This is a genomic window from Hongsoonwoonella zoysiae (assembly GCF_013266695.1).
Classification (GTDB): Bacteria; Pseudomonadota; Alphaproteobacteria; order Rhizobiales; family Stappiaceae; genus Hongsoonwoonella; species Hongsoonwoonella zoysiae.
In genome coordinates this window covers 1373532-1390905 of record NZ_JABRXF010000001.1, presented here as the reverse complement: position 1 = coordinate 1390905, position 17374 = coordinate 1373532, and the positions used below count along the sequence as shown (strand labels likewise).

Annotated in this window: 17 protein-coding genes and 1 tRNA gene; 10 read left to right on the top strand and 8 right to left on the bottom strand. The window is 62.0% G+C overall.

Features of this window, described 5'->3' with window-relative positions; translation table 11 throughout:
* Positions 1-120: 120 nt before the first annotated feature.
* Complete coding sequence (locus tag HPQ64_RS06475) at positions 121-1071, top strand: alpha/beta fold hydrolase (protein WP_172887495.1); 951 nt, start codon at positions 121-123, stop codon at positions 1069-1071.
* Between the two features lie 117 nt (positions 1072-1188).
* Here the strand turns inward: HPQ64_RS06475 and hisN are convergent, their stop codons facing one another.
* Both hisN and HPQ64_RS06465 read right to left on the bottom strand, forming a co-directional pair.
* Positions 1189-1965, bottom strand: coding sequence for a histidinol-phosphatase (hisN, locus tag HPQ64_RS06470; RefSeq protein ID WP_172888546.1), 777 nt, complete (start codon positions 1963-1965; stop codon positions 1189-1191).
* 329 nt (positions 1966-2294) lie between these two features.
* On the bottom strand, positions 2295-3185 hold the full coding sequence (locus HPQ64_RS06465; RefSeq protein ID WP_172887494.1) for an N-formylglutamate amidohydrolase: 891 nt from the start codon (positions 3183-3185) through the stop codon (positions 2295-2297).
* 231 nt (positions 3186-3416) lie between these two features.
* Here HPQ64_RS06465 and cpdR point away from each other — a divergent pair, with 231 nt between their 5' ends.
* The 5 genes from cpdR (at position 3417) to HPQ64_RS06440 (ending at position 6224) form a co-directional block, all read left to right on the top strand.
* Positions 3417-3776, top strand: coding sequence for a cell cycle two-component system response regulator CpdR (gene cpdR / locus HPQ64_RS06460; protein WP_160775519.1), 360 nt, complete (start codon positions 3417-3419; stop codon positions 3774-3776).
* Positions 3777-3931: 155 nt separating this feature from the next.
* A tRNA-Val gene (locus tag HPQ64_RS06455) sits at positions 3932-4006 on the top strand.
* A gap of 206 nt (positions 4007-4212) precedes the next feature.
* Positions 4213-4338, top strand: a complete 126-nt coding sequence (ykgO, locus tag HPQ64_RS06450; protein ID WP_006932207.1) for a type B 50S ribosomal protein L36 — start codon at positions 4213-4215, stop codon at positions 4336-4338.
* 158 nt (positions 4339-4496) lie between these two features.
* Positions 4497-5156: a tetratricopeptide repeat protein gene (locus HPQ64_RS06445; protein ID WP_172887493.1), complete on the top strand. Its 660-nt coding sequence runs from the start codon at positions 4497-4499 to the stop codon at positions 5154-5156.
* A 63-nt stretch (positions 5157-5219) separates the two neighbouring features.
* Positions 5220-6224, top strand: coding sequence for an alpha/beta fold hydrolase (locus HPQ64_RS06440; protein WP_172887492.1), 1005 nt, complete (start codon positions 5220-5222; stop codon positions 6222-6224).
* Positions 6225-6599: 375 nt separating this feature from the next.
* On the opposite strand, the gene HPQ64_RS06435 is transcribed toward HPQ64_RS06440, so the two are convergent.
* Positions 6600-7289 carry an NAD(P)H-dependent oxidoreductase gene (locus tag HPQ64_RS06435; RefSeq protein ID WP_172887491.1) on the bottom strand — a complete coding sequence of 230 codons (690 nt, stop codon included), beginning with the start codon at positions 7287-7289 and terminating at the stop codon, positions 6600-6602.
* Positions 7290-7317: 28 nt separating this feature from the next.
* On the opposite strand from HPQ64_RS06435, the gene gcvA reads away from it, so the two are divergent.
* The gene (gene gcvA, locus HPQ64_RS06430) at positions 7318-8373 is read left to right on the top strand and encodes a transcriptional regulator GcvA (protein ID WP_210260113.1); all 1056 of its coding nucleotides are present in this window, start codon (positions 7318-7320) and stop codon (positions 8371-8373) included.
* Positions 8374-8456: 83 nt separating this feature from the next.
* Here gcvA and pyk read toward each other — a convergent pair whose 3' ends face one another.
* From pyk to HPQ64_RS06415, 3 genes are all read right to left on the bottom strand, one after another.
* Positions 8457-9893, bottom strand: coding sequence for a pyruvate kinase (gene pyk, locus HPQ64_RS06425; RefSeq protein ID WP_172887490.1), 1437 nt, complete (start codon positions 9891-9893; stop codon positions 8457-8459).
* Positions 9890-10276, bottom strand: coding sequence for a DUF1036 domain-containing protein (locus tag HPQ64_RS06420; RefSeq protein WP_246270567.1), 387 nt, complete (start codon positions 10274-10276; stop codon positions 9890-9892). Before HPQ64_RS06420 ends, pyk begins: the two co-directional genes overlap by 4 nt.
* A 138-nt stretch (positions 10277-10414) precedes the next feature.
* The gene (locus HPQ64_RS06415) at positions 10415-11731 is read right to left on the bottom strand and encodes a glycerate kinase type-2 family protein (RefSeq protein WP_172887489.1); all 1317 of its coding nucleotides are present in this window, start codon (positions 11729-11731) and stop codon (positions 10415-10417) included.
* 207 nt (positions 11732-11938) lie between these two features.
* Here HPQ64_RS06415 and HPQ64_RS06410 point away from each other — a divergent pair, with 207 nt between their 5' ends.
* From HPQ64_RS06410 to HPQ64_RS06400, 3 genes are all read left to right on the top strand, one after another.
* Positions 11939-12748 (top strand): N-formylglutamate amidohydrolase, encoded by an 810-nt coding sequence (locus tag HPQ64_RS06410; protein ID WP_172887488.1) that lies wholly within the window; start codon positions 11939-11941, stop codon positions 12746-12748.
* Positions 12749-12786: 38 nt separating this feature from the next.
* A complete protein-coding gene (locus HPQ64_RS06405) occupies positions 12787-13083 on the top strand; it encodes a DUF1244 domain-containing protein (RefSeq protein ID WP_425483813.1) in 297 nt (98 codons plus the stop codon).
* A gap of 116 nt (positions 13084-13199) precedes the next feature.
* Positions 13200-13466, top strand: a complete 267-nt coding sequence (locus tag HPQ64_RS06400) for a DUF2312 domain-containing protein (protein WP_172887486.1) — start codon at positions 13200-13202, stop codon at positions 13464-13466.
* Positions 13467-13572: 106 nt separating this feature from the next.
* On the opposite strand, the gene mepK is transcribed toward HPQ64_RS06400, so the two are convergent.
* Both mepK and HPQ64_RS06390 read right to left on the bottom strand, forming a co-directional pair.
* Positions 13573-15378 carry a peptidoglycan L,D-endopeptidase MepK gene (gene mepK / locus HPQ64_RS06395; protein WP_425483812.1) on the bottom strand — a complete coding sequence of 602 codons (1806 nt, stop codon included), beginning with the start codon at positions 15376-15378 and terminating at the stop codon, positions 13573-13575.
* Positions 15379-15643: 265 nt separating this feature from the next.
* A complete protein-coding gene (locus HPQ64_RS06390) occupies positions 15644-17254 on the bottom strand; it encodes a sigma-54-dependent transcriptional regulator (protein ID WP_172887485.1) in 1611 nt (536 codons plus the stop codon).
* Positions 17255-17374: the final 120 nt, after the last annotated feature.

Below are 17374 nucleotides of genomic sequence, written 5' to 3'. Positions count from 1 at the left end.
CGGCCACGGCGGCAATTCCTCCCCCGCCGGGGCCGGGAAAGCAGGTTAAGCACAAGCTTGCCGCGCCGCGCCCGCTCGTCTATCAACGGGCACGATACCTTCCCTGCTTGGCGCAATCAGATGCTGGATTCCGCAACACAGCTTGTCGACCTTCCCGGCAATCCGCAGCCGGAGGGTACGAGCGCCGGCTACGTGACAACGCCCGACGGCATCAGGCTGAGGTTCGCTTACTGGCGCGCCACGGCGAGCCCGCTCAAGGGCACGATCACGCTGCTGCAGGGGCGTGCGGAATTCATCGAGAAATATTTCGAAACGGTCAATGACCTGCGCTCGCGCGGCTATGCGGTCGTCACTTTCGACTGGCGCGGGCAAGGCGGGTCCGAGCGGCTTTTGAACAACCCGCGCCGGGGTCATGTGGATGACTTTTCCGACTACCTGACCGACCTCGACACGATGCTGACCAACGTCACGCTCGCCAACCTGCCCGGCCCGCATTTCGCGCTCGCCCATTCGACCGGCGGGGCGATCATCCTGCACGGGACGGAGCGGCTGGCGACGCGCCTCGAGCGGGCGGTGCTGACGTCCCCGCTTATCGGCCTCGGCCGGATCGGCTGGCCGCCGGCGATCGTCTCTCCGCTGGCGCATGCGTTGTCGGGCCTCGGCTTCGGCACGGCCTACGTGCCCGGCGGGTCGGATACCATTCGCCAGCCTTTCGAAGGAAACTGGCTGAGCCACGACGAACGGCGATACGAGCGCATGCACCGGATCCTCGACGCGGCGCCGCATCTTGAAATCGGCGCGCCGACGGTCGACTGGCTTGCGGCCGCTAGCCGCGCGATGAAACAATTCGCATCAGCCGATTTCGGCCCGTCAATGCGCTTGGCCGTGCTGATGATAGGCGCCGGCAACGACCGGATCGTCTCGACAAGGGCGATTGAACAACTGGCGAAACGCACACGCTCCGCCCGGTATCTGGAGATTCCCGGCGCTCGCCACGAACTTTTGATGGAAAGCGATTTCTACCGCGACCAGGCGCTTGAGGCCATGGACGCGTTTTTTTCCAACGCCTAGAGCATATCCCGCGAAATTCGAGTCGGATTTCGCGACAGGGATATGCTCAAGACATTGAAATTTGAGCGATTTCTTGTCACGAAAGCGGTTCCGCTTTCGTGGAAAGCGCTCTAGAGATCAGATCCGCGAAAGCCGGGCGAGGACCGCCTCATGCAGGCGCTTGTCGCCGCTTGCGACGATGCGCCCGCCATCCTTCGCCGAACCGCCCGTCCAGGTGGTGACGACGCCGCCCGCCCCTTCGACGATCGGAATGAGGGCGACGATATCATAGGCATTGAGGCCCGATTCGATCACAAGGTCGACCTGGCCGGCGGCCAGCATGGCATAGCCGTAGCAGTCCGTTCCGTAGCGCGTATTGCGAGCCGACCTTTCAACCTCTTCATAGACCGGGCGCTCCTGCGGGGTGAAGAGATAGGGATCCGTGGTGCACATCAAGGCGTCTTCAAGCCGCGCGCAGGCTCTTGTCGCGATGGGCGACCTTCCGGACCGCGTCGTGAGATGCGCCGATTTTCCATCGCCGTAGAACCGTTCGCCGACATAGGGCTGAACCATCATGCCGTGGCTGGGACGCCCGCCCTCGCAAAGGCCTATGAGCGTTCCCCAGGTCGGCAGACCGGCGATAAACGCCCGCGTACCGTCTATCGGGTCGAGCACCCAGACATTATTGGCGTCGAGCTGATGATCGCCATGTTCCTCGCCCAGGATTCCATGGTCCGGAAAGCGCGAATGGATGAGTTCGCGAATTGCCTTTTCACCCTCCCGATCAGCCACTGTCACCGGATCGAAACCGACGGAAAGTTTGTTCTCAACCGCAACGGAGGCCCGGAAATGCGGCATGATGGCCGATGCCGCCGCATCGGCCAGATCGTCGAAAAAGGCGGCAAGGTCATGCATTGCGGTCGTCACGGGCTCAGCGCTGTTGAGGCAAGGCGGCGTCTGCGGGTTTGATAAACAGGCATCGGCCAAAATACAATCATGGCCGCAGGCGATTACAGGCCCTGCCGTCAAAAAGCGTCCCGCAGTGTTGCCAAACGCGCAGGAAGCCGTGGTATATTTGACACGAGCTTCGACATTGGACAGTTTCGGCTTGACTATTGTGCGGTGCGGTGCGAATTTATTGCAGCGCGATATGACGCTTCCGCGTCTGAGCGCCGCCCTCCTTGGGCGTTTCCTCCCTAGACTCCGGCCGCCTCGCAAGAGTGCGGCCTTTTTTTTGGCTTGGGCTATTCTGCGGCGATGGCGCCGGCTTCGAATATGTTTCCGCCGATCTCCGTCAGATCCCTGACGAAGCTGTGCAGATCCCTTGAAAGCGCGGTGAAACCATCGTGCGGCTTGAGGCTGGCTTCATCCATGTAGAGAGCGCGGTTGATTTCAAGCTGCAGCGCGTGAAGCGCTTTTGCGGGCCGGCCGTAATGCTCGGTAATGAAACCGCCCGCGTAGGGCTTGTTCCGGCTGACCGTGTAACCCATGGCCCTCAGGCTTTCCATCGCCGCTTCGACGAGGACCGGAGAACAGCTCGTGCCGTAGCGGTCTCCGAGGATGAAATCGGGCCGTGGCCCGCCATCCGGGTTTCGGATGGTAGAAGGCATGGAGTGACAGTCGACCAGGACCGCATATCCGAAGGAGACATGCGTTTCGGCAAGCAGGCGGCGCAACGTGCGATGATAGGGCTTGTAGATCGATTCGATGCGCGAGATCGCCTCGTTCACCGGCAGGCGCTTGCGATAGATCTCCTGCGATTCGCCGACGATGCGCGCGATCGTGCCGAGGCCGCCCGCCACCCGGATGGAGCGCACATTGGCGTAAGGCGGCAGCCTTTCCTCGAACATCTTCGGATCCAGCTCGTAGGGTTCGCGATTAACGTCCAGGTAAGCGCGCGGGAAATGAGCCCTGATCATCGGCGCGCCAAGGGAGACCACCCATTCGAAGAGTTCGTCCACGTAAGCGTCTTCCGAGCGGCGGATTGAGGCCGCATCGAGCCGGGAGGAACTTATGAAGCTCGACGGGTAGCTGCGGCCGGAATGGGGCGAATTGAACACGAAAGGCAGATGCCGCCGGGTCGGGGTGAGAACATCAAACGCCGGACTGTCCTCAAAGCCGTTGACCACTTTCATCCTGCGCCGCCCCTGCCCTTCACGCTTCGTGCCGCATAACCAGATTAAACCGGATTTTGCCCGGTGTTGTCGCCCAATGTCCACAAGGTTGGATGATTCGTATGGCGGAAAGCGGGATAACACATCGTTTCACTGGATGTTTACCGCGGCGCAGCCTTATAACGGTCGACACAGGGAGCCAAGCGGACGCGTGCCCGCTCCCAGCAATAAAACGGATTACGGAAACTGAGGATGTCTCGAATCCTACTGGCGGAAGACGACAACGACATGCGCCGGTTCCTGGCCAAGGCATTGCAGAAGGCAGGCTACGATGTCGTGTCCTTCGACAATGGCAAGAGCGCTTACGAGCGTTTGCGCGAGGAGCCGTTTACACTGCTCCTGACCGATATTGTCATGCCGGAGATGGACGGCATCGAGCTTGCGCGACGCGCTACCCAGCTCGATCCGGACCTCAAGGTCATGTTCATCACCGGTTTCGCGGCCGTGGCGCTCAATCCGGATTCCAATGCACCCAAGGACGCAAAGGTGCTTTCCAAGCCTTTTCACCTGCGCGACCTCGTGCAGGAAGTGGAGCGTATGCTGGCCGCCTGAACGGCAGCAGCGCTTCACGCCAGCCGGTTTTCCACCGGCTGGCGGTTCGCCTTTTCAGGGCGGGCAAGATTTGGAGCGAAGGGCTTGCGCCCGGGGACGATCCCCGTTATATCGCTTGCCACTGCGGCGCAAACGCCGCTTTCCGAACGAGTTTCGGGCGTGTAGCTCAGCGGGAGAGCACTACGTTGACATCGTAGGGGTCACAGGTTCAATCCCTGTCACGCCCACCATCTTCGGTGATCCTGTTCCGGCTTCGGCCGCGGGTTCGCCTTCCCGTCTCCGGGCCGGGACATCGCCGCCGCCGCGCCATGCGCCAGCGCGAACATGCCATCGGACGGGACGCTTCAGGCGCTTCGGCGCCTGTTTTTTGTAACGACAGGCCGGCAGGCGCCGACGCGCAAGCCATCAGGAAATGCCCGCATCGGGGAATGGAACGATGAAGATCAAGAATTCGCTCAAGGCGCTGATGACCCGTCATCGCGACAACCGCATGGTTCGCCGCAAGGGCCGGGTCTACATCATCAACAAGAAGAACCCGCGTTTCAAAGCCCGCCAGGGCTGAGGCTTGCGGGACACCTGTGGCTGACGCCATGTCCCGCCGCCCTCAATCCCGGCCGGCTTGCATGAACAGGCAGGAACGCCGGGACACGACGCTTTCAAGACTTCTTGACCGGGCAAACGCCCGCTTGACCGCCGCACGCGGGGACACATAATTCCCGTATGCGGTATTTTGTGTTTCTACTGGCAGCCACCACCGGTTTTTCCCTCGCCGCCGGCCTTGCGCCGGCGCAAACGGTGCCGCCTGAATTCTCCCCGCCTTCGCTGGAAGACCTTCCTCCCGCCCCCGAAGACGACGCGATCGACGTACCCGCGCCCGCGGTGGAGGGAGAAGACAAGCTCGCCCAGGAACTCGACAAGCTTTTCACGGAGTTGAAGGCAGCCGAAAAAGAAGGCGAGGCTAATCGCATCGCCGCGCAAATCCAGCGCCTGTGGCTCAAATCAGGAAGCCCGACGGTCGATCTTCTCATGGCGCGCTCCGCCGCAGCGATGAAGGCGGAAGAATACGGCCTCGCGCTGGACCTGCTGGACACCGTGACGCGGCTTGAGCCGGAGTATGCCGAAGGCTGGAACCGCCGGGCGACGGTTTATTATCTGCAGGAGAATTTCGGCCGCTCGCTTACCGACATCGAACGCGTGCTCGCACTGGAGCCGCGCCACTGGGGCGCGATATCGGGTCTTGGCATCATCCTGCGCCGGCTCGACAAGAAAGAAGAGGCGCTTGCGACCTTCAAAAAGGTTCTCGAGCTTAATCCGATGAGCGCCAATGCGCGTAAGGCGGTAGAGGACCTTGAGGCGGAGACCGCCGGCGAAGCGATCTGAACCCTATTATTCAAGTCTTTCGTCCTCCAGGCGTGTCATGCCGCCTGAAGCCGGGATAATTCGATGAAATTTTTTGCCTATGCCACATTCGCGTGTCTGTTTCTCGCGCTTGGCCTGAGCGCGATCTACACCGAATACCGCCGGCGCCAGATCGAAACCGCCCACCGGCCCGCAGGCCAGTTTCAGACAATTGACGGCGTTCGCCTTCATTTTGTCGACCGGCAGCCGCCCGGCTGGAAGGCGGGTGGCCCGGCAGTTGTGTTTATTCACGGCGCAAGCGGTAATCTTCTCGATCCCCTGCTCGCTTTCGGGCGGGCGTTCGAAACCGACATTCGTTCCATCTTCATAGATCGTCCGGGCCACGGGTTTTCAGAGCGCGGGCCGAACGGCCATTCTCCCGACCGACAGGCGGAGCTGATCGCCGGACTGCTCGCCACGCTCGACCTTGGCCCTACGGTTGCCGTCGGCCATTCCTGGGGCGCCTCGGTCGTGGCCGAACTCGGTCTTGACCACAAGAACGTGGTGCAGGGCCTTGTCTTCGTCGCGCCGGCCACCCACCCGTGGGGTGGCGGTGGCATAAACTGGTATTACACACTGGCGGCAACGCCCGTAATCGGGGCGATTTTCACAAAGACCCTGACCCTGCCGATCGCCGAGCAGGTCGCGCCATACGCCATCCGCAGCATTTTCTCGCCAAACCCCATGCCGCGCGACTATGCCGGGGAAATCGAGCTTCCCCTGCTGTTCCGCCCGGCGAACTTTCAGGCGAACGCAGAGGATGTTGCCGCACTCCACGACCATGTCAGCGCGGTGGCGGAAAAATATCCCGAGATCGGCCAGCCGGCCGTCATCATCACCGGAGATGCGGATTCCGTCGTTTATCCGAGCATCCACTCGCAAGGCCTTGCCCGCGACCTGCCGAACGCGGAGTTGCGCGTGCTGGAAGGCACGGGGCACATGCCCCATCACGCGCATACGGGCGAAGTCGTGGACGCGATCCGCACGGTCATGCGCAAGATAGTCACGCGGGAGCGGCGCGGAACCGAAATTTCACGGAGAATTCCGTAAGGTTAACGTAGGGCGGTTTTCTCGAAATCGACGCAATATCAATATTTTGAGCACATCCTTGGTCCGCGAAATCCGACTTAGATTTCGCGGGATATGCTCTAGGTCGAACAAGAAATGGACAACCGTCTACCGGTCTGGCGGAAAACGATTCGCCGGAGCGATTTCGATTACGCCCCGCTCCGGTAGTGCTCGGCCGACGTTCTCAGGCTTCTCCTGACTATTCTGTATTGCTCGACGGACCACCTTCTGTCGCTAGGGTCAGGACCGCCAGAGGGCATGCTTTGTGGCCCTGCCATGAAGAACCTCGCCTATAGCGCATCCTTTCAAGCCAGGGAGAATAAAGCGCCATCAAAGCGCAGGATCAAACAAACACGCTTAGGCGGCTTGCCCTTCGGATAGAGAGGCAGTCAGCTTGCGAACCAGGGCATCCACACCCTGTTCGGCTGATCCGATCGAAGCCTGCAGACGTTCATCCGCAAACTCGTCATATTCAGTCGCAAGCGAATGAACGTCCGTGATGCCAATGTAGGCAAAAGGTGTCTTAACGCTCGGCTCGACGTGATTTTGGTCTTCAAGGCGCTCGCCGGGGTTGTAGCCGTAATCGCCGCGCGACGACAGGATGACGAGTTTTTTTCCCACCGGAACCATTGGCCAGTAAGGTGCGCCTGCGCGGCCGCGGTCGAAGCCGAAGGTACGGCCGACGCGGACGATGTTGTCGATATAGGCCTTGAATTGTGCAGGCGGTCCGAAGTTGTACATCGGCACGCCGGCTACGATGATGTCGGCTTTCAAGAGTTCATCGACAAGCGCATCACTTTCGGCGAGCACCTCATCCATCCAGTCTTCACGTTCCTCCGGCTTGGTGAAGGCGGCATGAATCCATTCGCCCGTCACCGGCTTGGGAGGATTGGCGCCAACATCGCGGTAAATCACCCTGTCTCCGGGGCGAACCGTTTGCCAATTGTTCAAAAAACGTCGCGTCAGACGCCGGCTGTGCGATCCGAAGCGATGTTCGTCGGAGCCCCCGGAACGGGCGCTGGAATCGATATGCAATAGAGTCGTCACGGGCTCTCTCCGTCATTCGCTTTCGCGATTGAGCTTGATTCTCAATCATCCGTCGACAACCGGCGCCGTTGTCGATAGAAGAGATAGCCTGGTCATTTTCCTTGATCAAAATCGAATTCCTCACGGGGGTGATGAACAGGATTCAGCTATGCCACCACTCCCTCCCCTTGCATCGCTGCGCGCCTTCGAAGCCGCTGCCCGCCACCTCAGCTTCAAACGCGCCGCAGACGAGCTCGGCGTGACGCCGACGGCGATCAGCCATCAGATCCGGCTACTGGAAGAAACCATCGGTTCGAAGCTATTTGAACGACAACCGCGCAAGGTCGCGCTGACGGAAACTGGCGTGATGATGTTTCCGGTGTTCCGCGATGCGTTCTCGTCAATGGCAGAGGCTGTGGGGCGCGCCAAGCGGAATAGAAGCCAAAGAGCTGTTACCCTTACCTCGACGACGGCTTTCGCGGCCAAATGGCTGGTGCCGCGAATTAAGCGGTTCGGTGACAAAAATCCCGACATCACTTTGCGCATACACCCTAGCGAGAGCGTGGTTGATCTTCACGCCGGAGCGGCGGACTGTGCTATCCGCTATGGCCGTGCACCCTTTGCAGAGCTCGTTTCGGAACCATTGTTCGAAGAACGCTTTGCGCCAATATGCAATCCACGTCTTGGAATTCGCGAGTTGGCGGACCTTAAACATCAAACGCTACTTCACTCGGAATGGCGCAAGCAGGATGAGTTCACGCCTTCCTGGCGGAGATGGTGCGACCTTGCCGGCGTTACGGACATCGACACGCGCGGCGGAGCAGTCCTCACCGACGATAGCCACGTCATCCAGGCCGCGATCGCCGGCCAAGGGATCGCGCTGCTGAGTAATGTGCTGGTCTCCGATGACCTTAGAAGCGGCTTACTCACACAACCCTTCGGGCCGGATCTCCCCGGTCTTGGTTATCACTTCGTCTATCCGCAAGCGGCTGCCGGGAATGCAAATATCCAGGCGGTGCGCAGCTGGTTGAGTGCAGAAGTGTCTAACACACCCGGGAATGCCGATACTGCGGCGATGAAGCAAAAACGCACGAAACTTCCCTAAGGCTAGGTCACGGACTCATAAGTAAGACTGAAATGGTATGCGCGGATTTGTTCGGATACCTGAGCGCTTTCAGGACAAGCGCTCTAGATACCCCCGCGTCCGTCGCTGCCGACGAAGGCGATGCGCAGCATGTTCGTGGAGCCGGGGGTGCCGAAGGGCACGCCCGCCGTAATGATGATGCGCTGGCCGGGCTTTGCGAAACTTTCGCTGAACGAAATCCGGCAGGCACGATCCACCATGTCGTCCTCGCTCTTGGCGTCATCGCTGACGACGCAATGCAGCCCCCAGGCGAGCGACAGGCGCCGCGCGGTGCTAACGACGGGCGACAGCGCGATGACAGGCACCGAAGGACGCTCACGCGAGGCACGCAGGCCAGTGGCGCCTGACGACGTGTAGCAGACGACCGCCGCCAGGCTCAGCGTTTCGGCGATCTGGCGGGCAGCGGCGGAAATGGCGTCGGCCCCCGTCGGTTCCGGCTCGGGCCGCTGCGCGTGGATGATCATGCGGTAGTTCGGATCCTGCTCGACCTCCTGGGCGATGCGGTCCATCGTCTCCACCGCCTCCACCGGATAATCTCCAGCCGCCGATTCCGCGGAAAGCATGACGGCATCGGCACCTTCGTAAACCGCTGTCGCGACGTCGGACACTTCCGCGCGCGTCGGCACGGGCGCATTGATCATGGACTCCAGCATCTGCGTCGCAACGACGACAGGCTTGCCCGCACGGCGCGCAGCGCGCGTGATCTGCTTTTGCAGGCCGGGCACGCGCTCGAGCGGCATTTCCACGCCAAGGTCGCCGCGCGCGACCATCAACGCATCGGAAAGCTCCAGGATCTCGGGCAGGCGTTCGATGGCCTGCGGCTTTTCGATCTTCGCCATGACGCCGGCACGCCCGCGCGTGACCTTGCGCACGTCGGCCAGGTCGTCCGGGCGCTGGATGAAGGAAAGGGCGATCCAGTCGACATTCGCCGCAAGCGCGGCGTCAAGGTCCTTGCGGTCCTTGTTGGTTAGCGCGCCGACCGGAATTTCCGTATCCGGCACGCTGACGCCCTTCTTGTTGGAAAGCTTGCCACCGACGTCGACCACGCAATCTGCGCTGGTTTCGGAAGCCTCGCGCACCAGAAGGCGGATCTTGCCGTCGTCAAGGAGAAGGCGGTGGCCGGGTTTCAGCGCCTGCAGGATCTCCCGGTGCGGCAGGTGAACGCGGGTGACATCGCCGGGGGCGGGATCGGAATCGAGCACGAAACGGGCGCCCTTTTCCAGCATCACCGGGCCATCGGCAAAAGTGCCCACACGCAGCTTCGGCCCCTGCAGATCCGCGAGAATGCCGATCGGCCGTCCGACGCTCGCTTCGACCGCACGAATACGCTCGACCAGCGTGTTGAGCAACGCGTGGTCGGTATGGCTCATATTTATGCGGAAAACGTCGGCACCGGCGCGATGAAGCTTTTCAATCGTTTCGGGATCGGATGATGACGGGCCGAGAGTTGCCAGAATTTTGACCCGCCTGTTACGCCTCATCGTCCGCCTGTCCCCTCTTGCACCGGCTCGGTCAACTGAACCGTCCAGCTCGCCTGTTCGCCGGTATCTATTTCGAAAAATCCGGTCCGTTCATACCCGCGAGCGACGCAGTCCTCAATGCCTTGAATGGTAAATTCTTTTTCGCGTGTACACATATATGCGCGTCCGCCCCATTCGCCGAACTGATCGTAATCAACCGCGTAGATGTAATAATAGCGGGAAACGAGCGGACCCGGCACGATGGTCTCGCAGCTGTTGGCGGGGAGGTTCCACCACCCTTCCGTGACCCAATCGGCCTGTTCGCGATATCCGATGGCGACGCCGACCTGGCTTTCTGTCTTGTTGCACAATCGAAGCTCCGCCCGCGCATCGGCACTGAGCATTGCGGAGAATAATAGCGCCAAAACCGCGCTGGCCAAGGTTGAAAGGGCAAGGCCGACCGGTTTTTTCACCGCAGAGCGTTGGCGTTTCTCGCCATTTTTCATCATTTGATCACTCGTACCACGGCTTTGCGTGATTTCTTATTGCTGACGGCCAAGTGAATTGTCAATGAGTACGACCCTGAAGTCGTTTACATTGGTCATCGTGGGACCCGGGCGAACGAGATCGCCGATTGCGCTGAAAAAAGCCGTACTGTCGTTTCTCGACAAAAATGCGGCAGCATCAAGGTCAAAAGCTTTTGCTCTGGATAACGTTAAGGGATCCACGATCGCTCCCGCCGGGTCGTCCGCCGCGCCCGTGCCGCCGTCCGTGCCGTCTGTATCGCCGGCGAGAGCCGCCACCGAGGGGTGTCCCTGAAGCGCGATGGCAAGCGCGAGCGCATATTCCTGATTCGGGCCTCCCCGCCCGTCGCCACGTATCGTCACGGTCAGTTCTCCACCTGAAAGAAGCACCGCCTTGCGCCCTTCTCCGGCAAGCAAGATGGCCAGCTTCGCATGCTCGTCCGCGACGTCGCGCGCTTCCCCCTCGATACTGTCACCGAGTTGTATGACCTCGAAGCCGGCGCGCATGGCGATCCCGGCAGCCGCGTCCAGCGAAATCTGCGGGCGCGCCACCAGCCGATAGTCCGCTCTCTCGAAGATCGCGTCGCCCGGCTTCGGCGTTTCGTTTTCTGGATTGTTCAGGGCATCGCGAACGGACGCCGGAATATCGATCCGGTAGCGCTCGATCACGGCGCGCGCATCGGCAAGGGTGGTGGGATCGGGCACCGTTGGCCCGGAAGCGATCACGGCAGGATTGTCGTGCGGCACATCCGAAACGGCGAGCGTGGTCAGGCGCGCACCTTCCCCGAGCGCCGCGGCGAGCCTGCCGCCCTTGATGAGCGACAGATGCTTGCGAACCGTATTGATCTCGTCGATCGTCGCCCCGGACTTCAAAAGCGCACGTGTCAGGTCCTGTTTTTCGGCGAAGGACACACCATCGATCGGAGCCGACCAGTTGGCCGAGCCCCCGCCCGAGAGCAGCACCACAACGTGATCGCCCGACCCCGCGTTACGCGCCATCTCGATCGCCCGGGCGCTGGCTTTTCGGCCGGCTTCATCAGGAACCGGATGGCCGGCCTCTATCATCTCGATCTGCCGCGTCGGGCGGGCGTAGCCATGGCGGGTAACGGCAAGGCCGTAAAGACGCTCAGGCGGAAGGGAATAGCTGTCAAGGTAGGCGGCTTCGGCCACCTCAGTCATCGCGCCCGCCCCCTTGCCCGCCGCCAGGAGGATGATCCTGCCGCCTTCCTCAGGCTCCGGAAGGGCGGGAGGAAGCGTGGTCTGCGCCCTCGCGGCATCGACCGCGGCTTCGAACATCTCTTCAAGCAGCGAGCGGGCTTCGTCATAGGCTGGCATGAATCGCCTCGTTTCGTGGCACCGGCCCATCGCCAACCGGCATCGGTGGATAAGTGTGGATCAGGCTCATAGGCGTATACGAGCCGGCATTTCCCGGCGAATTGGTGTTGGTTGCGGACCAAAGCTCGTTTATTCGTAACCGGCCTGCGCGCCAATGCAATCGCGCGGAAACCGTCATTACACCCTTCGAGACGATCAAAGCCCCGCATGCCCTTCGATTTCCCGCCTCCGGTTTCGCCAGACGTTGCACCCTTCGAGACGATAGAGGGGAATCTGTCGTCCGGCCTCCTCATCGTCTGCGACCACGCCAGCAACCGCGTGCCGGCGGAATATGGCGACCTCGGCCTGCCGAAGGAACAATTCGAACGGCACATCGGCTATGACATCGGCGTACGCGGCCTGACTTTCGAGCTTGCGCGCCGTCTTGGCCTGCCGGCAGTCATGACCACCTATTCGCGTCTGCTTATCGACCCGAACCGGGGCGAGGACGACCCGACGCTGGTCATGCGCCTCTCCGACGGAGCGGTGGTGCCGGGCAACGCCGAGGTCGACGAGGCGGAGCGCACGCGCCGGATGGAGCGCTTCCACAAACCCTATCACGCGGAGATCGACCGCCTGCTCGACCGGATGATCGCGAGCGGAAATACGCCCGCTATCCTTTCAATCCACAGCTACACGCCCGTCTGGCGGGGCGTGCCCCGGCCCTGGCATGCCGGCGTTTTGTGGGACAGCGACCCGCGGTTTCCGCTGCCTCTTCTTTCGGCGCTTCGCGCCGATCCCGAATTGGTCGTCGGCGACAACGAACCCTACGACGGCTGCCTGAAGAACGACTGCATGTACCGGCATGGCACCGCGCGCGGGATCGCGCATGCGCTGATAGAAGTGCGCCAGGATCTGATCGCGGACGGTGCCGGCGTCAGGGCATGGGCGGATCGTCTCGGGCCGATCCTTGAAGAATTGAACGACAAGCCCGAGTTACATCGCTTGGAAGAACATCCATCCCGCGCCGACGGATGAAGGCGGCGCGGCTAGTCAGGAGGCCGATCGTGACCGATATCGACGAAAAGACCAGGGTGGAACTTGAGGCCGCGGCCTTTCGCAGGCTCGTCTCGCACCTGCGCGAGCGTACGGACGTCCAGAACATCGACATGATGAACCTTGCCGGTTTCTGCCGGAACTGCCTGTCGAACTGGTATCGCGACGCGGCTGAGGAGAAGGGCCTCGACCTTGCCAAGGAAGAAGCGCGCGAGATCGTCTACGGCATGCCCTATTCCGAATGGAAGGACAAATACCAGAGCGAGGCGAGCGCGGAGCAGAAAGCCGCTTTCGAGGTCAACAAGCCACAGCACTGACGAAACGCCGGATACCGGACGAAAATTCCGGCGCGGCGGCTTGATCCGCCGGGCAAGGAGAAACCAGAGCGTTCGCGTACATGCGAAACGCAGTGAAACGAGGAGCAAAGGACGACATGGCGGAACCCGGTGGTGTTGCGGGCGATCAGCTTCGCGCTTTCGTGGAGCGGATCGAGCGGCTTGAGGAAGAAAAGAAAGTCATCGCGGACGACATCAAGGACGTCTACGCCGAAGCCAAGGGTAACGGGTTCGACGTCAAGATCCTGCGTAAGGTAATTTCGCTCAGGAAAAAGAAGCCCGAAGAGCGCGAGGAAGAGGATGCGGTCCTCGACCTCTATATGCATGCGCTCGGGATGGTCGGGGCCCCGGCGGACAACTATTGATCCGGCGAAATATCTTTTGAAACAAAAAATGCGGCTCCGGTCACGGCGCCGCATTTTTATTGAAACCGGGCGGGTGTGCGGCGCGTTGGCAGCGCACAGCCCTTCGTCAGCGCAAGCTCACCATCGGCAGCAGGACAACGGCCTCGCCGGTAAAGCTGTCCGTGCGCGGCGCATCCAGCGCCGGCTTGAAGTTGCCGGGAAGCACGCGATCGCCGGTCTGGAACAGCTCCTTCAATTCACGCTGGTTCGGGTGGCTCAGTCGAGCAAATGCGGCCGTGCGCGTCGACGTTTCGCCGGTCATGAATTCCGAAACCTTGCTGCGGTCGGGAAGTGCGGCAAATCGCGCCAGCGGATCACGGATCACGCGGTCGGGCACGGTACCGGAAATGGAAGGCTGCGCGGCAGCCCGGGCCGGCGCGCGCTTCAGGGCCTCCGCCAGTGTCGCGGACGGGCCGGAGCGCGCGGACACAGCGGGAATGGCGGCGGCGGCGGAAGCGGTCTGGATCGGTGCGCCGGGTGCGCCATAGGCCAGCACGGCTTCGCTCAGGCTTGTGGCCTTGGGAGATTGCTCTTTCGCGAGACCACCGGTCGCGGCGGCGATGGCGGCCGCGCCTGTGGCCGGCGGCGCAGCACGGGGAACGGCGCTTGCGCGGGCGAATTCGGCTGCCGCCAGCACATCCTCAGGCTTGACGCGAGGCGCGGCGGCGAAAGTCGGCCGGAAGCGGTCCTCGTCCGGTTGCGAAAGTGCTGCGACCTGCGTCGCGGCAACCGCGGGCTTGCCCTCCCTCAGGCGTACGGCCTGCGCATCGAGCGAGTTCGGGTTGGCCTGCGCGCGGGCAAGCAGCGCCGGGCTGGCCGGCTTTATCCTGGGGTAAATTCCGGCGAGAACGACCCGGTCCTCCTCGGCCGGCTTTTCTTCGACCTTGCGCTCGGGAACCGGCGGTTGCGAAAGATCGCCCACCGCGCTTTCAGGCGCCTTTTCCGGTTCGGCCGGCTTGTCGCCAGCTTCCGCGGCGCGCACGCCGGGCAGGGATGCGGGCGGCACGAGCGATCCCGGATTGACCGAGGCGACGCGCGTAGGCGTGCCGCTGTTATCCTCACCCGCCGCGCTTGCCTTGTCCTCTTCGTCGTCATCGTCAAAGAATGTGGCGAGCAGCCCCTTGCCCGATCCGGAGCCGGTGCCCGGACGCACGATCGCGCCGTCATCGGAAGCGCTGCGCAGCACCTGCCCGGTCGTCGAAGGGGTGTTGTTGGAAGCGACCGTGACGGTGCCGGCCCGGCCCGACTTGTGCCTGGCGAGCGCGGTCTGATAGCCCGGCATGGGCTTGCCGTCGGTCGGCACGTGAAGTGTCACGCCGTCGGGGAAGACGGCGGCAAGCTGGCTGCGCGTCATGCGCGGCCAGTGGCGCACGCTGCCGGTATCCATATGCACGAAGGGCGAACCGGACGTGGGATAAAAGCCGACACCGCCGACTTCCTTTCGCAGCCCCGTCTTGCGCAAGGTGGAGAGGTTCACGCCGGGAATGAAGAAATCCATCGCCTTGCCGCGTGTGTGCTGGCTGTTCTTGGCCACGCCTTTCGAGCGGCTGCGCAGCATGTTGTTCGTCGCCGGGGAGCGGTAGCCGGACACCACGTGGATCGGCTGGCTGGCGCCCACCTTCTGGTAAACTTCCCAGACGAGGTCGAACAGCTCGGGATCCATCTTGGTGGATTCGTTGCGCCGCCAGTCGCGCAAAAAGCGATTCAGATCACGCAGGCCGGACTGGATATAGCGGCCGTTCTTCTTGAAGGTGATCGACACGCGTTCGTGGGTGTGGGTGTTGTAGAGCTTCAGGGTGCGCGTTTCGGCACGCGCATCCGCTGTTGTCAGGCACAGGCCCACGAGCAGGGAGGCAAAGACCGCGAAAGCCACAGCCGCAATCAAGCGGGCGCAGGTCGCTAACCTGAGGACGTACGCTTCAAACAAGATTCATGTCTCGCGTGCTTGCCGGCAACGGCACGTGGCCACCGGTCCATCTACCCCCCGGATCGGGACAAGATACCGGACCTGCGGTTAAGAAGTTTTTACCGTAACCAGAATTGAGAGGAAATCGTGGCAAAATCGCACCACTTCTCAATTTTTTTCGACCGCGGCAAAAAAACATCACCTGCCGCCAAAGTCCAGCCCCTAACGGCCTTTATTCGGCCGCGTCCTGATTCGCGTCCTCCTCAAGGCCGTATTCCTTGAGCTTGCGGTAAAGCGTGGACCGGCCGATGCCGAGACGGCGGGCAACCTCCGTCATCCGCCCGCGATAATGGTCGATCGCAACGCGAATCATCTCTTCTTCCATTGCCGTCAGCGTATGGACATGGCCCTCGTCGTTCAGGCTGCGGATGAAGCCGAAGGGTGCTTCGCGGTTCTCGAAGGCCTGTTCGGGATGCGGGTGCGCATCGCCGTCGCCGCGATCGGCCGGCGTTTCTTCCCCGCACTCTTCCCGTCCCGGTTTCCCCAGCGGCACCGCGGCGGGCGAGGCCGCTTGCGACGCCTGGTCGCGCGGCTGGGATGCGGGCAGATAGTGTTGCCGGACGGGAGGCTGTAGCGCCCCTCCCTGGGAGACAGCTGCAGCGATCTGCGGAAAATCCTCTACCGCGAGATGGTCGCCGTCGCACAGAACGACGGCGCGGAATACGGCGTTTTCAAGCTGGCGGATGTTGCCGGGCCAGGTGTAGGCCTGGAGCAGGGCCATCGCGTCCGGCGCGACCGAAGCGACCTGCGGCTTGCCTTCCTCCGCCGCGAACCGGGCGAGGAAATGGCGCACCAGGTCCGGCACGTCTTCCAGACGGTCGCGCAAGGGCGGCAGCCAGACGGGAAAGACGTTGAGCCGATAGTAGAGATCCTCCCGGAAGCGGCCTTCCTTCACGAGATCGATGAGCCGCCGGTTGGTGGCGGAGATCAGGCGGAAATCCACCTTCACCGGCCGCCGGCTGCCGATCGGGTCGACCTCGCCTTCCTGGATCGCGCGCAAGAGCCGCACCTGGATGTCGAGGGGAAGTTCGCCCACCTCGTCGAGGAAGAGCGTGCCGCCGTGGGCTTCCTGAAACTTGCCGACATGCTTGTCGACAGCGCCGGTAAACGCTCCTTTCTCGTGGCCGAAAAGGATCGATTCCACCAAATGTTCGGGGATCGCGCCGCAGTTCACCGTAACGAAAGGTCGGGACCGGCGATCGCTGGTGCCCTGGATCGCGCGGGCGATCAGTTCCTTGCCGACGCCCGATTCGCCTTCGATCAGGATCGGGATCTGGGAATTGGCCGCCCTGCGCCCTATCCGGAGCACCCGTTCCATCGCCTCCGAGCGGGTGACGATATCGTCGAAGCTGAACGTGCCGGTCGAGCGTTTCTTGAGCCGCGTGATCTCGCCTTCGAGCGCTGAAACCTTCATGCAGTTGCGCAGCGAGATTTCCAGCCGCTCGGGCGACACCGGCTTGACGACGAAGTCCTGCGCGCCGGCACGGATCGCATTAACCGCCGTCTCGATGCCGGCATGCGCCGTCTGCACGATGATGGGGACCGTGATCCTGTTTTCCCTGAGTCGGGTGATCACGCCCATTCCGTCGAGTTCCGGCATGACGAGGTCGAGCACCATCAGGTCGATTTCCGCACCGTCCGGCCCGCTCATCAGGCGCACGGCCTCCTGGCCGTTCGTGGCGGTCGTCACCCTGTATCCGAAACGCTTGGCGGCTTCCTCGAGAAGACGGCGCTGCACCGGATCGTCGTCGACGATGAGAACCCGACCGCTCAACTGATCCATGCTATTCGCCTGCCGATCCTGAAAATTGTCTCATTTGGAAACAGGCTAGCCGCGAGGCGGTAAACAAATCGTCCATTTCCAGCGCAAGAGGCATGACGGACAAAACGACATCTTGCGCGA